Raw genomic sequence first — 20,101 nt, 5'->3', positions numbered from 1 at the left:
TCTGGTTTTATATTGCACAAATTGTCTGTTATTTTATATCTAATCTTCTATTACTGATTACCTATTTCATCAATTATATCAAGAGCTTCAATTAACTCAACATCTTCATTTCTATCTTGAAAACTTCTCAAAGCATATTGATTTGTAAATAGGAGAACAGGTCTGTCATAGTGATCAAATACAAGCATGCATCTTGTATTCTGATATTTTTTTAGGGTGTCCGAATTATCTGTCTTAACCCATCTTGCAACAGAAAATTCTATATTTTCCATACGAATTTCAGTATTGTACTCGTTAGTCAGCCTGTATTGAAAAACATCGAACTGAAGGACTCCAACAGCACCTATTATTACTTCGTTATATTCATTTCTGTAAACTTGGATTGCGCCTTCCTGAGCCAATTGGTCTACTCCCTTCTGAAAATTCTTTCCCTTAAGAGAATTTTTGGCGCTTACTCTGCAGAAAAATTCTGGAGGAAATGTAGGAAGCGGCTCAAATAATATTTTTTCCTTTCCATTTGTTAAGGTATCTCCAATTTGGAAATTGCCCGAATCATATATTCCTATAACGTCTCCGGCATAAGCAGTGTCAACTGTTTCTCTCTCATTAGCCATTAAATGGGTAGACTGACTAAGTTTCATTTGCTTTCCTGTCCTTGTAAGAGTTATATTCATTCCTCTCACAAATGTTCCAGAGCATATTCTGAGAAAGGCGAGACGATCGCGATGATTTGGGTCCATATTTGCTTGAATTTTAAATACAAATCCTGTAAAAACCTCATCGGTAGGCTTAATAATACCGTTTGTTGTTTTTCTTGACGACGGTGGAGGCGACATTTGAAGAAAGTGCTCCAAAAACTCTGTTACTCCAAAATCTGCAAGAGCAGAACCAAAAAATACGGGAGAAAGTTTTCCGCTCTGAACTTGTTCAATATTAAATTCATTACCAGCTCCGTCAAGAAGCTCTATTGCATATCTCAGATTTTCAAGATTAGAAGGACTTATATACCCTTCAAGCTTACTTGAATTGACTCCATCTTCATCTAGATGGATTATTTCTTTCTTTCTGAAAAGATAGACAGAATTTCTTAATCTGTCATATACTCCTTCAAATTCCTTTCCACAACCTATGGGCCATGTAACTGCCACTGAAAGAAGCCCTAAAACGTCTTCAAGCTCCTGCATCAGTTCTAAAGGGTCTTTAGATTCTCGATCAAGCTTATTAATAAACGTAAAAATAGGAATTCCTCTCATGCTACAAACCTGGAACAGTTTTTTTGTCTGAGTCTCTATACCTTTAGCAGCATCTATAACCATAACTGCGCTGTCAACTGAAGTCAATATTCGGTAAGTGTCTTCTCCAAAATCATTATGCCCCGGAGTGTCCATTATTGAAATAACTTTATCATTATATTCAAACTGCATTACAGAAGATGTAACAGAGATACCTCTCTGTTTTTCAATCTCCATCCAATCAGATTTTGCAAATTTAGAATTTTTTCTCGCTCTAACAGTGCCCGCCTCACGAATAGCGCCTCCGTGAAGCAGCAATTTTTCCGTCAATGTTGTTTTACCTGCATCAGGGTGAGAAATGATTCCAAAAATTCTTCTTTTATTAATTAAATCTATATTATTCATTCATGTTCCTTCCTAATTTCTAATCTTCTAGTTATTTTACATCATTTAGGCAAAAATATAAAGTTTTTTTTATATATAAAGCGGAAAGCAACGCTTTCCGCTCGTTTTAACACTCTATATTTTCTTCAATGCATGTTGCAACCTCAACTCCATGTCTGTGACAGTCGTTAGTTGTCGTGCACCCCTCTATAAGATGTATGTGGTTGCCACATCCTGTTTGAATCGCAGGCCCGGTTTTTCCGCAAATTTTATGACAATGGCATTCTACTATATCCGTAACAAAGTAAACTTCATGCACATGGCTGTTCCCGCAGGGAATTGCTAGTCCTGTTGAAGCATTAAAACAATGTTTGTGGCAGCATCCTCTTTGCCCTGCCAAATTCGTATATCCTTGCGCATCGTGTACGTGCTGAATAATTTCTTCTCCACATCTGCAATTTCTATTAAAAAGCATATAAATCAAACTCCCTTATAATTTTAGTTTGTTTATCCTTTGATTTTTAAGGAGGAATTTATTCCTATTACTATAATATGACAATATATTTTTATTGTTCTTTATATGTTATATAAAAAAACAAAATAATTGATAATGATTATCAATTATACTATTGACAACAGTACGAGGTTAGATTATACTAACTGAGAGATTGATAATCATTATCATTTACTTTAGGAGGTAGTTATGTCGTTAGCCATGGTTGCATTAGGGGACACCATAGAAGTGCTCGGTTACAGAGGAAAAGATGATATGAAACGACGCCTGCAGGATATGGGGCTTGTTAAAGGCGAAAGGATTCAAGTGATTGGAGAAAATCAAGGCGGGCTGATCTTATTAGTAAAGGGAGTAAAGGTTGCTCTCAACAAGGGTTTAGCTTCATTAATTATGGTTAAATAAGGAGGGAAAAATGACATTAAGAGATTTAAAGCCAGGCCAAATTGGTACTGTCAAAAGTATAGGTGAGAAAGGACCTATGAGAAAAAGGCTAATGGATATGGGAGTGACTCCCGGCACGTCAATAAAAGTAATTAAGGTTGCACCTTTGGGAGATCCAATAGAAATAAATATACGGGGATACGAGTTAAGCTTAAGAAAGAACGAAGCGCAAAATATACTTGTTGAAATTTAACAGGAGTATTTTGCAAATAAATGTTACTTAATAAACAAGGAGGACGTTATGAATTATACAATAGCGCTTGCCGGTAACCCAAACAGCGGAAAGACCACTCTTTTTAATGAGCTCACCGGTTCAAAGCAGCATGTGGGAAACTGGCCGGGTGTAACAGTTGACAAAAAAGAAGGTACATACAAAAAAAGAAAGGAAATAAATATTCTTGATTTGCCGGGTACCTATTCTTTATCGCCCTATTCGGCTGAAGAAATTATAGCCCGAGACTACATTGTTAAAAATAAACCTGATGCAGTAATTAACATAGTGGATGGCACAAATATCGAGAGAAATCTCTACCTTACAATGCAGATAATCGAAACCAAAATACCAATGGTTATTGCAATGAATATGATGGATGAAGTTGATGCAATCGGAATGAAGATAGATTGTAAAAAGCTTTCAGAAATCTTTGGAGTACCTGTAATTCCTATAGTTGCAAAAAAAGGAAAAGGTATAGATGCTTTGATGAAAGCAGCAATTTCAGTGGCGAAAGACAATATTTCTGCAAATGATTTAAAATTATTCGATGATAATATAAATTCGGCAATAGATGCTGTTTATGAAATACTTTACGATTCTGAAGGGATTGAAAAACCAGCTGATGCTATAGAAAAAAACACTCAAACATATTGGAAAGCCATAAAAATTGTTGAAAATGATGAAATTGTAACAGATGAGCTTACAGAAGTTCAAAAACCTGCAGTAGAGGTAATTTTAAAAGAAGCAGAACAATATGCGGATGGAGATACGGAAGCAAAAATAGCAGACTTAAGATATAAGTATATTACCAAAGTTGTAAAAGAAACTGTTATAAAATCAAAGTCTTACCATGTGGAAACAAAATCAGACAAACTAGATAAGATATTAACAAACCGATTCCTGGCGCTCCCAATATTTGCGGTTGTTATGTACTTAATGTTCGCAACAACATTCAGTGAAAGCTTTTTATTTGTTGAGGGATTGCCAAGCCCCGGAATTTGGCTGGCAGGAGTTGCGGAAACATTATGGGGATATGTTGCAGCGGGTATGGATGTGCTGGTATCAAATGCCTCACCTTGGGTTTATTCTCTCGTAATGGATGGTATAGTAGAAGGGCTTGGTGCCATCGTAGGTTTTATTCCTTTGGTACTGGTGCTTTATATATTGATTTCCTTTCTTGAAGACTGCGGATACATGGCCAGAATTGCATTCGTAATGGATAGAATTTTTCGTAAATTCGGGCTCTCAGGAAGATCTTTCATCCCCCTTTTGATGGGATTTGGATGTGGTGTTCCCGCAATTATGGCAACAAGAACGCTGGACACTGAAAAGGACAGAAAAATCACAACTATTATTACGGGATTTATGCCTTGCGGAGCAAAACTTCCGATTTTTGCAATGTTTGTTTCTACTTTCTTTGTAGGAGGAAATAAAACCCTAATAACTTACTCTCTTTACATGCTCAGTATAGTGGTTGCTATTATTGTATCTCTTATAATAAATAAACTTGTTTATAAATCTTCTGCTTCAAATTTTGTTATGGAGCTGCCAAAGTACAGATTTCCAACCCTAAAAAGTATTGCAATCCATGGATGGGAAAAAGTTAAAGGATTTGCAATAAAGGCAGGAACCGTTATTTTCATATCAACCATATTCATATGGGCATTAAGCAACTTTAACGCAAATTCATTTAACGGTGTTAATGCTGAAAACAATAGAGATCAAAGTGTTATGGCAGAAATGGATGAAAGCTTTCTTGCATCTGCCGGTGGCGCCATTGCCCCAATTTTCAAACCACTGGGATTCGGCGAATGGCGACCGACGGTTGGCGTTGTAACTGGTTGGATTGCAAAAGAAATGGTTGTCGTTACATTTGCACAGTTGTATGATGATGATGTAACTCCTGAATACTTGGAAGAATATTTCTCGCATTACAGCAGTGATGAATTGGAAGAATTGGGTTTTGAAGGCGGAGAATACGATCCAGAAGCAGCTTTTGACATTTACTCTGAAGTAATATTATTTGAAGGAGCAGATGAAAATGCTCTTGTATCTATGAAGAATGATATTAAAACGGATGCTGCAGCATATGCGTACATGGTATTTAACCTCCTGTGCATGCCATGTTTTGCAGCGGTAGGAGCTATGAAAAGAGAACTGAAAACTTGGAAAGCAACAGGAGCGGCTGTTGGTATACAAATGCTTACAGCATATGTTGCAGCGTTCTTAATATACAATTTGGGGATGCTTATTGCATAATATGATAAATAATCAATTTAACTAATTATAACCAACCTTAAAGCAGCTTATAAAATTACCTTTATTTGCTGCTTTTATTTTCTTTACATATACTTTATTTGCTCAATTTTTCGAACAAATATTTGCAGTACCATTTTTTTTATTGAACAAAAAGCAGTAAAATGATATAATACTCAAGATATAACAATGTTAAAACAGAAAGTTGGAGGAACATGAGGAAAAATAATATAGATGCAGTAAATACCGAAGATACAAAGCTTTCAAGCGATAGAATAATTGAACTGAGAAATAACAATGAGCAGTTCTTTATTATGAACGGAAAGAAAAAAACATATAATATTTTAACCTATGGATGCCAGATGAATGAGCATGATTCAGAAAAAATAGCAGGTATGCTAACTTCAATCGGATATGAAGAAACGTCTGATGAGAAAAATGCTGATCTGGTTATATTAAATACATGTCTTATAAGAGAAAACGCTGAACTGAAAGTTTTTGGCAAGCTGGGAGAAATAAAGGGATTAAAAAGGAATAGAGAAAACATGCTTGTTGCAGTATGCGGCTGCATGATGCAAAAAGAAGAGATACGACAGAAACTCCTAAAACAATTTTCATTTGTTGATATTATATTTGGCACTAATACGATTCAGGAGCTTCCTATATTGATTTATGACGCTGAGATAAATAAGAAAAAAAGTGTTGACATTATAGAAAATTCTGATTTAATATATGAAAACATGCCAAAAACAAGAAAATTTAAGTACAAGGCTCTGGTTAACATAACTTATGGCTGCAATAATTTTTGTACCTACTGCGTAGTGCCGTATGTTCGAGGCAGGGAAAAAAGCCGGGAACCTGGAGAAATTATTAATGAAGTTAAGACCTTAGCAGCAGATGGCTGTAAGGAAATTACACTTCTCGGTCAAAATGTTAATTCTTACGGGCTTACCCTTGATAATCCTTTTACATTTGCAGAACTTCTATATGAATTAAACAATATTGACGGCATAGAAAGAATTCGATTTATGACCTCTCATCCAAAGGATTTGACAGATGATTTAATAAAAGTCATAAAGGAATGCAAGAAAATTTGTAACCATGTACATCTACCAATACAATCCGGAAGCAACGTAGTTTTGAAAAGGATGAACCGCAAATATACTAAAGAACATTATTTAAACCTTGTAGAAAAGCTAAAAACGGAAATTCCTGACGTTGCAATTACTACCGATATAATTGTAGGCTTCCCCGGAGAAACTGAACAGGATTTTGAAGAAACTGTTGATGTTGTTAGGAAAGTACAGTATGATTCGGCATTTACATTCCTATATTCTGTAAGAGAAGGGACTAAGGCTGCCGAAATGAATGACCAGATACCTGACAGCATAAAACACCAACGCTTTAACAAGCTGCTGGATACACTTTATCCTATTGTGCTTGAAAAAAATTCTCAATGCATAGGAAAAATTTATCCCGTTTTAGTTGAATCTGTCAGCAAAAACAGTGAAAATTTTCTTACCGGCAGAACCGAGCATTTTAGATTGGTTCATTTTAAAGGCAATAATAATTTGATTGGTCAAATAGTTAACGTAAAAATTACAAACGTAAAGACCTTCCATATGGAAGGCGAAATATCGGATTAAAGCTTGCGGGATTTGTGCTATAGCACAAATCCTGTATAAATAAGGGAGCAGTATTATGGCAAAATATACACCAATGATGGAACAGTATTTGAGCATTAAGGAGCAATATCCTGATTGCATACTTTTGTACAGGCTCGGTGATTTTTATGAGATGTTCTTTGATGATGCATTGACTGCATCCAAGGTTTTGGAGATTGCACTCACAGGGCGTGAATGCGGACAGAAGGAGCGAGCTCCAATGTGCGGAGTGCCTCACCATGCAGTAGACAGCTACATTCCAAAGCTGATTGAAAGCGGATACAAAGTTGCTATATGTGAACAGATGGAAGATCCCTCCCAAGCAAAAGGAATTGTAAAAAGAGATGTTGTCAGAATAATTACTCCTGGAACAATAATAGATCAGAACATGCTTGATGAAAAAAGCAATAATTATCTTTGTTGCACATACATAGATAAGGGCTTCGGTATGTGCTATGCAGATATTTCTACCGGCGATTTATATGTAACTGAAAACATAAGCTTGAATGATTTTGATATAGACAGCAATAAAAGATACAATTTACTAAAAGAAGAAATACTTAAGATTAACCCTTCAGAAATAGTCTCAAATAAATTTACAGGCATTGATTCAATAGATTCGATGTTGAGTTGCACAGAAATGTTGAGCTACAACGAATATAAGTCAGTCATATTAAATCATTTTAATGTAATATCTTTGGACTCTTTCGGCCTTTCTGACAATGATTATGCAGTTATGGCTCTTGGAATGCTTATCAGCTATTTGTACAAAACACAAAAAACTTCTCTGGAGCAATTGAATAAGCTTCATTTTTATAGTGTAGGAGAATATTTGTACCTTGATTCAAGCACTCGAAAAAATCTTGAGCTTACTGAAACAGTTAGAGGGAAAAAAGGGCCAGGTACTCTTTATAATGTGCTTGACTATACAAGTACTGCAATGGGCGGACGACAGCTGAAAAAATGGATTGAAGAGCCTCTTAAGAATATTAATATAATAAATAACAGACTAGATGCTGTGGAAGAGCTCTATAACAATGTAATGGTATCCAATAACATTAAAGAATATTTGAAAACAATTTATGATATCGAAAGGCTCATAAGCAGAATAGTGTATGGAAACTGCAACGGCAGAGATTTAAACGCTCTGAAACAATCTATTTCAAACCTTCCGGATCTTAAACAAGAAATATCAGTTCTAAAATCAAAAATGTTTAAAGATATTCATGAAGGTTTCGACACCTTGGAGGAACTATACCAGTTAATTGACAAATCAATAGTTGATGACCCACCTCTGTCAGTAAAGGAAGGCAGTATTATTAAAACAGGATATAATGCTGAGCTTGATGAAATACGCGAAGTAACTGTAAACGGCAAGAACTGGATTTCTGAACTACAAAACAGAGAAAGAGAAGACACTGGTATCAAAAATTTAAAGATAGGTTATACAAAGGTATTCGGCTACTACCTGGAGGTAACAAAATCATATTTGAACCTTGTTCCAGACAATTATATAAGAAAGCAGACACTGTCTAACTGTGAAAGATACGTTACACCGGAACTTAAAGAAATGGAAGCTAAGGTTCTGAATGCTGACGAACAGATGATGAAGCTTGAATATGAGCTGTTTTTACAAATAAGGCAGCACGTAAAGGAACATGTAGTCAGAATACAGCAGACTGCTTACAGCATTGCCGTTATTGATACTTTAAATTCCCTATCTATATCAGCAGTTAAAAATAACTACATCAGGCCGGAGATGAATAGTAAAGGCTACATAAAAATAACTGACGGAAGACATCCTGTAATTGAAAAAATTATGAAAAATGAGATGTTTGTTCCTAATGATACTTATATTGATGGAAGCGAGCACAGAATGTCCATCATTACAGGGCCTAACATGGCAGGAAAATCAACTTATATGAGACAGGTAGCACTGATTGCACTTCTATCCCACATAGGAAGCTTTGTTCCTGCTAAAAAAGCGGAAATATGCATACTAGACAAGATATTTACCCGCGTGGGCGCATCGGATGATTTATCACAGGGACAAAGTACGTTTATGGTAGAAATGAGCGAAGTTTCTAACATACTGAACAATGCATCGGAAAACAGCCTCCTTATTTTAGACGAAATAGGAAGAGGCACAAGCACCTATGACGGATTGAGCATCGCATGGAGCGTTGTGGAATACATAACGAAAAAAATCAAGGCAAAAACATTGTTTGCCACACATTATCATGAACTTTCTGAACTGGAAAGCAAATTAAAAAGTGTTAAGAATTATAGAATTCTCATAAAGGAAGCTGATGACAAAATAATATTTTTGAGAAAAATAGCAGAAGGAAGCGTAGATCGAAGCTATGGTATACAGGTTGCAAATCTTGCGGGACTTCCGGATGAAGTTGTTGTAAGAGCAAAAGAAATATTAGCACAGCTTGACGACAGTGATATTAATAAACCATTTACAAAAAAGAAAAAAAACCGTATTACAGATAATTTTCAGGTTTCCATGTTTCAGGCCGATCCTATTGAAAAAAGCCTAAATAAAGAATACAAGGATTTGACGGAAACTATCAAGAATATTGATATTAACAACATAACTCCTGTAAAGGCTTTTACTCTTTTAAACGAGCTGATTGAAAAAGCCAAACACATTTAAGGAGGTGCCATATGTCTGAAATTCATTTATTGGATAATGAAACAATAAATAAAATAGCTGCTGGTGAAGTTATTGAAAGTCCTAGATCAATAGTTAAAGAATTAGTTGAAAATTCCATAGATGCCGGAGCTGACGAAGTAATAGTTGAAGTAAAAAACGGCGGTAAAAGTCTGATACGAGTAACAGATAACGGAAAAGGAATAGAAAATAAGCAAGTTGAAGTTGCTTTTAAAAGGCATTGTACAAGTAAAATTATCTCTTCAGATGATTTAAACACCCTTAACACATTAGGATTCCGCGGCGAAGCTTTAGCAAGCATTGCGGCTGTATCGATTGTTGAGATGATTACCCGAACGGCTGATGACTTGCTTGGAACAAAAATAACAATTGATGGTGGAAATATTATATCAAAAGAGGATATAGGATGCCCGGTTGGCACAACAATTACAGTAAAAGAACTTTTTTATAATATTCCCGCAAGGAAAAAGTTTTTAAAGAGCGACGCGGCAGAAAGCTCAAAAATAAATGAAATAGTCGTGTCTCTTGCATTAAGCAAAAAAAATATTTCTTTTAAGTACATTAACAATAATAATGTTGCCTTTAGGACACCAAAAACCGATAATTTTTTAAATACAATATCGAGCCTGTATGAAAGAGATTTATACACTTCTCTTCTTAAGGTAGAATATGAGAGCAGCACACTTAAAATTACAGGTTTTACAACAAATCTGAATTATTACAGAGGCAACAGAAAACTACAGATAGTATTTGTGAACGGAAGATATATAAAGCATAAAAGAATGAGTTATTTTATAGAAGCTGCCTACAACACGCTTCTTCCAAAAAATAAATATCCTGCATGTTTTTTAAACATAGAAATAGACCCTGAAATGGTTGACGTTAATGTTCATCCGGCAAAGACAGAAATTAGATTTCGTAATGAAGATTTTACACTAAATGAGCTAAAAAGAGCAATATTCGGAACCCTTCATTCAAATAATATAATTAAAGAAGTTAAAATGGAAACAATAGTGCGTGATTATACGTCAAACAATGACTATAAATCTCATTCTTCAATATTTGAAAATAAGAATGATTATTCTGCTAACCATAATAAGAGTGATTTTCCTGAAAAAATAAGTTCCGAGGATTACAGTAATATAAAACTTACTGAAATAAACCTTAATGAAGGCAATTCTTCAAACATATTTGAAGAGGCAATAGAAATTGAAACATCAGAGGAAAAAAAGAAAATTCCTAACAGTTTAGGAGAAACCCTTGACGATAAAGAAACTTCCACAGATAATAACGAAGAAACCCAGGAACCTGTACAGCAAAGCTTCATTGAAATAAAAAAAGACGGGCGCAAATTTCCAGAGCTGACAATCGTAGGTATTTTAATGAATACATACATAATATGTGAAAATTACGAAAAAACAGAAATGTATATGATAGACCAGCATGCAGCTCATGAAAGAATCAATTACGAAAAATTTTTAAATCAATTTAATTCACAAAAAATTTTAAAACAGGAAATGCTGATACCTGAAGTAATTAATTTGTCATATGAAGACTATCATATTGCGGCAAATAATAACGAAACATTTAAAAAACTTGGTTTTTCCGTAGAAAATTTTGGCGCTAATTCTGTAATTATAAATAACATACCGATTATATTTAAGGATACAAATATAAGAGAAATTTTCTATACAATACTGGATTCACTAAAAAATGTTAACCATACAAAAGTGGATCTTGAACTGGATAAAATCATAAAAAATGCATGTGTTAAATCGGTGAAAGCAGGTGATAAACTTCATATTCAAGAAGTAAATGCTCTTATGAATGAACTGAATAAGACCGAAAATCCTTACACATGCCCTCACGGGCGTCCCGTAATAATAAAAATGACCAAGTATGAAATAGAAAAATTATTTGAAAGAATACAAAATTAATAAAGGAAAGCTAAATAAATGGATAATAAAATAATAGTTATTGTAGGACCTACTGCTGTAGGGAAAACATATGTATCTATTGAACTGGCAAAAAGATTAGATGCTGAAATAGTATCCGCCGATTCAATGCAGATTTACAAAGGAATGGACATAGGTACAGCTAAAATCAATGTGAGTGAGATGCAGGGAATAAAACATCACATGATTGACATTGTGACACCTGATGTAAACTATTCAGTATCTGATTTTAAAACGGATTCAGAAAAAATAATCGATGAGATGCATTTAAACAGCAAGATGCCTATCATAGTAGGCGGAAGCGGATTGTATGTTAATTCTCTTATATATGACTTGGATTTCGGAAATGCAAAATCTAATAAGAAATTGAGAGATTACTATAACTATTATCACATGGAGCATGGACAGGAAGCCCTATATGAAAAGCTTCAGAAAATTGATCCGGAGGCAGCAGCAAAAATACATAAAAATAATGTAAAAAGGGTTATAAGAGCTCTAGAAGTCTATGATTTAACTGGTACTAAATTCTCAGAACTTAATACTGATATAAGAAAACCCAGCAGCAAGTATGAATGTATTCTTGTTGGACTGAGTATGGATAGAAAAATTCTGTATGATAGAATAAATCATCGTGTAGATAAAATGATTGCACAAGGATTAATTGATGAGGTTATAGATTTGCTGAGCAAGGGATACCATAAAAACCTAGTATCCATGCGGGGAATAGGATATAAGGAAATAATAGACTATCTTGACGGAAATTCAAATTTAGATGAAGCGTTAAATATACTTAAACGAAACACCAGAAGGTTTGCTAAAAGGCAATACACCTGGTTTTTAAGAGACAGCAATGTAAAATGGTTTGACATTGCCGATGCTGATGAAATAGACATGACTATAAATGATATTTTTGAACATATAAAACCTTTAATATTAGGAGGATAAAATGAACACTATTAATTTACAGGATTCGTTTTTAAACAATGTGAGAAAAGAAAAAATAACCATTACAATTTTTTTAAACAACGGATATAAACTTATCGGAACAGTTATAGGCTTTGACAATTATGTTGTATTTGTTGAGACTGAAAAAGGACAGCAGCTTGTTTATAAGCATTCAATAACATCTATACTGCCTTTTAAAAAGGTTAGATTATTTAGTAATGAGACAATAGAGGAGTAAAATGTTGACAGAAAATATATTATGTAAACAATTTGGCGTAAGCAAACCTGTTTTTGACTATGTTGAGAAAATTGAACAAGTAGTTAAAAAACAATATTTTGAAAAAATTGAACAAACAAGAGAATACAACCAGTACAAAGTAATCAGCGCAATGCAGGAGCATAAGCTTGACTACACTAACTTCTATTGGAATACAGGCTATGGTTATGATGACCCGGGCAGGGAAAAGGCAGAAAAAATATTTGCATCTGTTTTTAACACAGAAGATGCGCTGGTAAGGCCGTCAATTGCATCCGGAACCCATGCTTTGTATCTGACACTTTCGTCATTGCTGGGCTTTGGAGACGAAGTAATAGCAATATCAGGGCGCCCATATGACACAATGCTTACAGTGCTTGGAGAAGAAGGAAACGAGCCTTGTAATTTGAAGGAGGCAGGTGTTATCTATAAAGAAGTTCCTCTCTATAACAATGATATAGATTGGGAAGGTACACTAAAAGAAATAAGCCTGAAAACAAAACTTTTAATGATTCAAAGATCAACAGGATACAGTTTTAGACCGGCTCTTTCACTGGAAAAGATTAAAAATGCCATAGAACAAATAAGAAATGTTTATCCAGATATTTTAATTATGGTAGATAACTGCTATGGTGAATTTATTGACAAAATTGAACCGTCAGATATTGGTGCAGACGTAGTAGTAGGTTCGCTGATTAAAAATCCGGGAGGAGGCATTGCTTTGTCCGGTGGGTATGTAGTCGGCAAAAAGACTGTAATCGATAGGATTGCAAATCGTTTGACAGCGCCGGGAGTCGGTAGGGAAATAGGTCTTACATATGGAACAACCAGAAATACTCTACAGGGGCTTTTTTTCGCACCGCACATAGTATCAGAAGCCTTGAAAGGTGCTGTGCTTTTTGGCGAATTATTCAGCTCATTGGGGTTTGAAGTTACACCATCCCGAGATGATAGCAGAAGCGATATAATTCAAGCAATTAAGTTTAATAATGAAGACATGGTAGTAAAAATTTGCGAAGCGATACAAGCTGCATCTCCTGTTGATTCTCACGTATCACCGGTTCCATGGGATATGCCCGGATATACGAACAAGGTTATAATGGCATCCGGTGCTTTTGTGTCAGGCTCATCAATTGAATTGAGCGCAGACGCGCCCATAAGGCCGCCATATATTGTTTATATTCAGGGAGGCCTGTTTTATGACCACGCAAAGCTTGGAGCAATGATATGTCTCCAAAAACTTATGGAATATGAAGATATTAAGGAAAAAATAACTGCAAATTTATAAAAACTTAAAATAAAATTTCTAAAATCTATTGACAAATATAATTTTATGCATTATTATATGAAAATATAAAATAGCAAAGGCGCTATAAGTTTAATACTTATGCGCCTTTGCTATTTTATATACAAATTTTAAACTAAAATTACTTAAAGGCAGGTGAATTTATGTCAATTTAAAATGAATGAAATTATGAAAAGATTGTTTATGTTATTTTAAAAAAAGATAAGCTTTTTTGCAGCTTATCTTCTTTATTTATTAGTATTTTCTTACTACTGCCTTAACAACCCCAAGAATATGAGCTTCTTTAACTAATATTGGATCCATCAGACTGTTTTGTGGCTGAAGTCTTATATGATCCTTTTCTTTATAAAATGTTTTTACAGTTGCCTCATCATCAATGAGAGCAACAACAATCTCTCCGTTATTTGCAACATTTTGAGAATTAACTACAACAAAATCGCCGTTTAATATTCCAGCTTCAATCATACTTTCACCCTTCACCTTTAATACAAAAGATTCTTTGTTGCCAACAAAATCAATCGAAATAGGTAGGGAGTCATCAACATTTTCAACGGCAAGTATAGGTTGTCCTGCTGTTACGGTTCCTATTATAGGAACATTTATTACTTCTTTTTTAGGCATGTTGGAGCATATATCATCAACGTCTATCAGCTCTAAAGCTCTTCGCTTATTATTTCCTTTTTTTATATATCCTTTTTCTTCTAATGTATTAAGATGTGCGTGCACGGAAGAAGTGGAACTCAAACCTACAGCTTTACATATTTCACGTATGGATGGAGGATAGCCCCTCAGGTTCAGTTCATTTTTTATGTATTTTAATATTTTAATTTGCTTATCACTTAAGCCTTCAAAATTCATAGCTTCACCTCTTTGTTTTTATACATTTTAACATACAATACCAAATAAATCAAACATTTGTTTGAGAATGGCAAAATATATGTTGACATCGAACTTATGTTCTGCTAAAATGTAAATAGAAAATATGTTCGAGGTGAACTATGATAATATTAAATAAATACAAGGTAACCGATATAAAAAAATTCAAAAGATTTATGTTCATATCAATATTATTTATAAGCATCTTAGTTTTTGCATCATGCGCTACGTTAAATGCATATTCAAAAGATATACCTCAATATGATTACATAGAGATTACAAATGGAGATACACTTTGGTCCATAGCATCTAATTACGCCGATAATAAAGAAATAAGGCAGGTTATTTATGAAATATCAAAAGTTAATAATATTGAAAATGCCTCCATATATCCCGGCGACATAATAAAAATCCCTCTAAGCAGGTAATGCTGGCAAAATGCCAGTTACTCCAATCTTAGTGTTTTTATCATAATAAATGCACCTTAATGGTGCATTTATTATTTAATGTTATGATAAATTAACTATGTAGTTTCATCATTCAAAGGATTAATTTTAACGGCATCGCGAAGTTGTTTTTTATCAATATGAGTATAAATCTGAGTTGTGGAGACACTTTCGTGTCCAAGGAGTTCTTGAAGAGTACGAATGTCAACATGACCATATTGGTACATTAGTGTTGCTGCAGTATGGCGCAACTTATGCGGAGAATAATGCATACCTGACAACCCTGACTCTGCTAAATATTTTTCAACCATATGTTGCACGCCTCTTTGAGTGAACCTAGTTCTGCGGTTGCTTATAAATAAAGCATTTTCGTGCCCAGGCTTTGCGTCAGGACGGACAGCAAGATAATCTTCAATTGCTTTTATACAAATGTCATTCAAATATATTGTTCGTTCCTTGTTTCCTTTTCCAACCACAGTCAGCGTATCTCCCTTAATTTTATCAATATTTATGCCGATAAGCTCTGAAAGACGCAATCCACAGTTTAAAAATAAAATTATTATCGCATAATCTCGTTTTTCATTTGATCCCTTAATAGATGATAGCATGCTTTTTGATTCGTCCAATGTAAGAGCTACAGGAAGCCTGCTATTTTTTTTAGGAGTCTCCAAATCTACTGCAGGATTCGAAGGAATAAGTTTAACTATGGAATATAAATATTTAAAAAAAGATCTGAGGCACGCTATTTTCCTTGCCTTTGTCCTATTTGAATTGTTTCTCTCTCTGTCTATGAAACCCACAAAAGCGTGCAAATCCATGATGCTTATTTTTTTCAAAACATCAAGTGTTATAACATTAATATCTATATCATTAAACTCATCGCTTTCAGAGCATAATTTGTACCGTAACGCCATGAAGCGATAAAAAGTTCTGAGATCCAGAAAATATTCACTTACCGTCTTTTCAGATCTTCCTTTAATAGACAGCATGTACTCTAAAAAATCGCTCATGGGAGCAGGGCACAGCCTGCTGTAATCTATATACATATTTCCTCCAATTAAAATAGTATTTATGTGAATTTAATTTTTATAAAAATACGTAAGTTACCACTGATGAAAATTCATATGATTTATATATTTATTCATAAAAGCTTCATTTGACGACAACTCAATATGACTGCACATGTTTTTAATAAAGTTGATTTTCTCAATGCTGCTTTTGTCCAGAATTATGCGTGCAGCCCCTGCTAAGGCCCCATTTCCCAATAACATAGCTCTGTCAATAACACGTTTTGGCAAAAGCCCTATTTTTACAGAAGAATTTAAGTCTAAATATGTTCCGAATCCTCCACAAATGAAAAATCTTTTAACATCATTTTCTTTAACATTATTCTCAAAAAGTAAAGTTTCAATGCCCGCCGCTATGGCACCTTTTGCCAGCTGCATCTGCCTTACGTCATTCTGAGTTATATAAACATCAGCATCATCAAATTTAAAACAAATCTCATCATTATTATAAATAATATTTTTTGTAAATCTGTGGCCGTCAGCTAAAATTCTTCCGGTATAGTCAATTATATTTAAATCTAAAAAAACAGCCAACGCATCTACTATGCCTGAACCGCAGATTCCTTCTGCCTGAACATTATTAATTGTTTCAAACTGTATTGAATCATAACGCCGTTCATAATATACCTTAAATATAGCACCATCTGAAGCTGTCATACCGAATTTAATATTTGCACCTTCAAAAGCAGGACCGGCGGCAGTTGAGCAGCAACTGATTGTCCCATCTCTATAAAGCGCCATTTCACCGTTTGTCCCTATATCTACAATAAAGTAAGTATCCATATGGTCAATAACATTGCTTGAAAGAATACAACACATTAAATCCGCGCCAATATACGCACTAATGCAGTACGGTATATAAATTTTACATTCATTCGGCAAATTAAGTCCGAAATCATTATCTATGTAATCTCCAAATAAACTTTCAGGGGTAAAAGGATAATAAGCAATACCCTTAGGGTTCATGCCTGTAAAAAAATGCATCATAGCAGTATTCCCCGTTATTGTAACGTACTTTATATCCTTAGTTCCAATGCTATTTTCTTTTGTTAATGTTTCAATCATTTTATTGATTTGCGATACTATAGTTTGAGTTACTTCTAAATTAGAATGGTTGATTAAATATGTTATCCTGGAAATAACGTCTGCACCATAGATACTCTGCATATTTAATTCACTTTTTACAGAAAGAAATTCATTTTTACTTCCTTTTAACAAGCAGGCAACTACAGTGGTTGTTCCTATATCTATTGCTAGACCATATTCTGAATTTGAAAGAAAAGAATCAGCTATAAAGTTATCCGCAATTCCATAATCTAAAATCTTAAAGGATTTCAAATCATCAATATCAACTTCAATATCAGAATAGGCAGTTGTCATACAGGCTAATCTTATTCCGGTTTCAACTTCTTCTTTAGTTAAAAGTTTTCTTTCAGAATCAGAAATAGAGGAGAGCTCACCATTAACCTTAATCTTACATTTACCGCAGGTATGATTACCGCCGCAGGGTAGAGGAAAGTTAATATTATTCTGCTGTAATAATTTAGAGATTAATATTTTTTTAGTTTTATTTTTAATATTATAAATCATTCAAATCTCTCTTTCTTTATTAAATATATTAAGCACTAGATAGAGGAGTATACACAAATATATAAAATGTCGCAAAACTATTATATAGTTAAATAGAGAAAAATACAAGAGCCATTATTGCACATTATGGCAACCTGCAATAGTCACTATTAAAATAACCTACAATAGACACAATTCCATATTTTAATTTATCATTTGAAATTTAACAGCAAGCAATAATATTGACAGTAGTTCATATAAAATAAGTAGTCCATATAAATAAAAAAATGAGATTTCATAATATTAAAATAAATGCAAAAATTCGCAGGTATAAATAGTCAATAATAAAAATAACTTTCGTTAAAACGCAATTTAAAGCCTTGTTTTTGGAGGTGAAATTTATCGATAAAAGAATATGCCGCAAAATTTCTATCGATGTTGTAAATTGCAATAATAATCAATAATAATCAATTTAATACCAAAACTTATAAAATAATCTACCGCCAAACTTATTTATGCCAATATGAAAATTAAATTAGTATCAAAATTAAAATGTGCATAGCTAAAAAAGTTATAATGAAAAATAAATTAAAAAATTGAATTCATAATCAAAATCAGTGTTTTTAAGGCCTCCCCTCTGTTCAAAAAATACTTTATGTCGCAAAATAGATATTTTGCGACATAAAATTCCACTATCTTTCTATAATAATTTAGCTTATGCACGGATTTTTGCAAAATAATCTACAATTATAGCATATTCTATTACTCATTAATTATTATAGTCTATTTTGATTTCTACTTTTTAATATACGCAATTACATTTTAATAAAAACATGCTAAAACCAAATAAATAATTTAAAAAAATAATCAAATTCATTTACAAGGCATAATTTGCATTTTAACACATTTAAGCATCTTTTAGAATAAGTTGTTCAAAAAGATTTTTTTCTTTTGATTATATGCTTTTAAATGGACAGTTTCAATCCACCTTTGGAAATCTTTAAATTAATTTTTCTTTAACTATATTGATTCATTGCTATCTTCTACTCTCGTAATACTCTTTAAATTTGCTGCTTATTAGTATCGTCAATGTTAGATTTAAATATTCCACCGCTGTTATCTTCATAATTGTATCCATTATAATACTTACGATTTCCTTAACTTCTCACAATAGGCTATTTATATTTTTCAAATATTGCCTTTAATGTCTTATTGCCCTTATTCACTGCTATGTCATATACCGTTTCACCGTTTGATGTAACAACTTGCGGGTTTGCACCTGCATCTAATAGCTTTTCAGCCATTTCACAGTTATTCATAACAAACACTATTTCTATTGGATATTTACCATCAGAATTTTTTTGATTAATATCAACAGTTTTGCTTTGAATAATCTTACTGACTTTTTCCGTATCATTTGATAATATTGCATTTGATAATTCATCAACAGTATATTTAGCACTATCATTTTCTGTTGTTGCAACTTTTTGCAGTTCATCAGGTTGTGCATTATCATTTTTTCCCTTTGTAGAGCAACCAAACAAAACTACAAATATTAAGAGTGACGATACGATTATTAAACTTTTCTTAAACACGATTACCACCTCCCCTCCCTTTTTATTATTAGTACTTTAGAAACTCTTAAAGTGTTTATTTAACTGCAATAGATAAAGGTTGGTTTTTGGGACTCAACCCCCAAATATTGCAGGTGTTAATTTACAATTATAAATTTTTAAAACTTTTATGCAATTTTTCAACCCGACTGTTTTGAAACACTATTATGCATGCATAAGCTTTATGACGTCGTGCCCATCCTGCATTAGGACCTACTTTAGGATTCTGTGCATATTCAAACAAATCTTTTATAGTTTGTCTAGTATTACTATTATATACTGAAATATAATATTTTCCCATAATAAAATCAAAAGATTTTACTCTCTACCATGTAATAACCTAATAATTATCCGATTTATCTGTGTGTCTTACCATATGACTTATTGATACCGAAGAATCTTGGTAAACTATGTCAACACCCTTATTATACTTTTCGCAAATAATGCATTTTTTATTATCCAATTTAATCATTCTCCTTTATCGAAATACTTAATTTCTTAATTTGTATTATATTATATTACTAACAGAATTACTACTATAATCTTCCATTACTTATACCAACAATATTCTAATATTAATTTAACCGAAAAATCAAAAATAAATTTTTTGTCAAAAATTGTTGTAACTTTCATGCAGCAATGATATATTAGTAATGGCCATATAGTGCTAGACTTGCTATTTT

The 20,101-nt window shown here is 33.3% G+C and carries 17 protein-coding genes; 10 read left to right on the top strand and 7 right to left on the bottom strand.

Annotated elements, in window-relative coordinates:
• Nucleotides 1-50 precede the first annotated feature (50 nt).
• The gene (locus RBQ61_RS11210; protein ID WP_308137405.1) at nt 51-1,637 is read right to left on the bottom strand and encodes a peptide chain release factor 3; all 1,587 of its coding nucleotides are present in this window, start codon (nt 1,635-1,637) and stop codon (nt 51-53) included.
• A gap of 106 nt (nt 1,638-1,743) precedes the next feature.
• Nucleotides 1,744-2,091 carry a YmaF family protein gene (locus RBQ61_RS11205; RefSeq protein ID WP_308137404.1) on the bottom strand — a complete coding sequence of 116 codons (348 nt, stop codon included), beginning with the start codon at nt 2,089-2,091 and terminating at the stop codon, nt 1,744-1,746.
• 228 nt (nt 2,092-2,319) lie between these two features.
• Between RBQ61_RS11205 and RBQ61_RS11200 the strand changes: the two genes are divergently transcribed.
• The 9 genes from RBQ61_RS11200 to RBQ61_RS11160 all read left to right on the top strand — a co-directional run bounded on the left by RBQ61_RS11200 (nt 2,320) and on the right by RBQ61_RS11160 (nt 13,829).
• On the top strand, nt 2,320-2,532 hold the full coding sequence (locus tag RBQ61_RS11200; RefSeq protein WP_308137403.1) for a FeoA family protein: 213 nt from the start codon (nt 2,320-2,322) through the stop codon (nt 2,530-2,532).
• A 10-nt stretch (nt 2,533-2,542) separates the two neighbouring features.
• Nucleotides 2,543-2,764 carry a FeoA family protein gene (locus tag RBQ61_RS11195; protein WP_308137402.1) on the top strand — a complete coding sequence of 74 codons (222 nt, stop codon included), beginning with the start codon at nt 2,543-2,545 and terminating at the stop codon, nt 2,762-2,764.
• 48 nt (nt 2,765-2,812) lie between these two features.
• Nucleotides 2,813-5,044 (top strand): ferrous iron transport protein B, encoded by a 2,232-nt coding sequence (gene feoB / locus RBQ61_RS11190; RefSeq protein ID WP_308137401.1) that lies wholly within the window; start codon nt 2,813-2,815, stop codon nt 5,042-5,044.
• Nucleotides 5,045-5,256: 212 nt separating this feature from the next.
• The gene (miaB, locus tag RBQ61_RS11185; RefSeq protein ID WP_308137400.1) at nt 5,257-6,687 is read left to right on the top strand and encodes a tRNA (N6-isopentenyl adenosine(37)-C2)-methylthiotransferase MiaB; all 1,431 of its coding nucleotides are present in this window, start codon (nt 5,257-5,259) and stop codon (nt 6,685-6,687) included.
• A gap of 55 nt (nt 6,688-6,742) precedes the next feature.
• The gene (mutS, locus tag RBQ61_RS11180; protein ID WP_308137399.1) at nt 6,743-9,367 is read left to right on the top strand and encodes a DNA mismatch repair protein MutS; all 2,625 of its coding nucleotides are present in this window, start codon (nt 6,743-6,745) and stop codon (nt 9,365-9,367) included.
• A gap of 11 nt (nt 9,368-9,378) precedes the next feature.
• Complete coding sequence (gene mutL, locus RBQ61_RS11175) at nt 9,379-11,322, top strand: DNA mismatch repair endonuclease MutL (protein ID WP_308137398.1); 1,944 nt, start codon at nt 9,379-9,381, stop codon at nt 11,320-11,322.
• Nucleotides 11,323-11,340: 18 nt separating this feature from the next.
• Nucleotides 11,341-12,285, top strand: a complete 945-nt coding sequence (gene miaA, locus RBQ61_RS11170; RefSeq protein WP_308137397.1) for a tRNA (adenosine(37)-N6)-dimethylallyltransferase MiaA — start codon at nt 11,341-11,343, stop codon at nt 12,283-12,285.
• A gap of 1 nt (nt 12,286) precedes the next feature.
• Entirely contained in the window at nt 12,287-12,523 is a 237-nt protein-coding gene (gene hfq / locus RBQ61_RS11165; RefSeq protein WP_213924504.1) for an RNA chaperone Hfq, read from the top strand.
• 1 nt (nt 12,524) lies between these two features.
• Nucleotides 12,525-13,829, top strand: a complete 1,305-nt coding sequence (locus tag RBQ61_RS11160; protein ID WP_308137396.1) for a methionine gamma-lyase family protein — start codon at nt 12,525-12,527, stop codon at nt 13,827-13,829.
• A 252-nt stretch (nt 13,830-14,081) separates the two neighbouring features.
• On the opposite strand, the gene lexA is transcribed toward RBQ61_RS11160, so the two are convergent.
• Entirely contained in the window at nt 14,082-14,705 is a 624-nt protein-coding gene (lexA, locus tag RBQ61_RS11155) for a transcriptional repressor LexA (protein ID WP_308137395.1), read from the bottom strand.
• 140 nt (nt 14,706-14,845) lie between these two features.
• Here lexA and RBQ61_RS11150 point away from each other — a divergent pair, with 140 nt between their 5' ends.
• Entirely contained in the window at nt 14,846-15,151 is a 306-nt protein-coding gene (locus RBQ61_RS11150) for a LysM peptidoglycan-binding domain-containing protein (protein WP_308137394.1), read from the top strand.
• Nucleotides 15,152-15,246: 95 nt separating this feature from the next.
• Here RBQ61_RS11150 and RBQ61_RS11145 read toward each other — a convergent pair whose 3' ends face one another.
• From RBQ61_RS11145 to RBQ61_RS11130, 4 genes are all read right to left on the bottom strand, one after another.
• Nucleotides 15,247-16,215, bottom strand: coding sequence for a tyrosine recombinase XerC (locus RBQ61_RS11145; protein WP_308137393.1), 969 nt, complete (start codon nt 16,213-16,215; stop codon nt 15,247-15,249).
• A gap of 57 nt (nt 16,216-16,272) precedes the next feature.
• The gene (locus tag RBQ61_RS11140) at nt 16,273-17,826 is read right to left on the bottom strand and encodes an ASKHA domain-containing protein (RefSeq protein WP_308137392.1); all 1,554 of its coding nucleotides are present in this window, start codon (nt 17,824-17,826) and stop codon (nt 16,273-16,275) included.
• Between the two features lie 1,154 nt (nt 17,827-18,980).
• Nucleotides 18,981-19,400 carry an ankyrin repeat domain-containing protein gene (locus tag RBQ61_RS11135; RefSeq protein ID WP_308137391.1) on the bottom strand — a complete coding sequence of 140 codons (420 nt, stop codon included), beginning with the start codon at nt 19,398-19,400 and terminating at the stop codon, nt 18,981-18,983.
• Nucleotides 19,401-19,758: 358 nt separating this feature from the next.
• On the bottom strand, nt 19,759-19,890 hold the full coding sequence (locus RBQ61_RS11130; protein ID WP_308137390.1) for a hypothetical protein: 132 nt from the start codon (nt 19,888-19,890) through the stop codon (nt 19,759-19,761).
• Between the last annotated feature and the right edge of the window lie 211 nt (nt 19,891-20,101).

The organism is Sedimentibacter sp. MB35-C1 (assembly GCF_030913635.1).
Taxonomy (GTDB): Bacteria; Bacillota; Clostridia; order Tissierellales; family Sedimentibacteraceae; genus Sedimentibacter.
The sequence above is the reverse complement of the archived record's forward strand: the minus strand, read 5'-3'. Positions and strand labels throughout refer to the sequence as shown.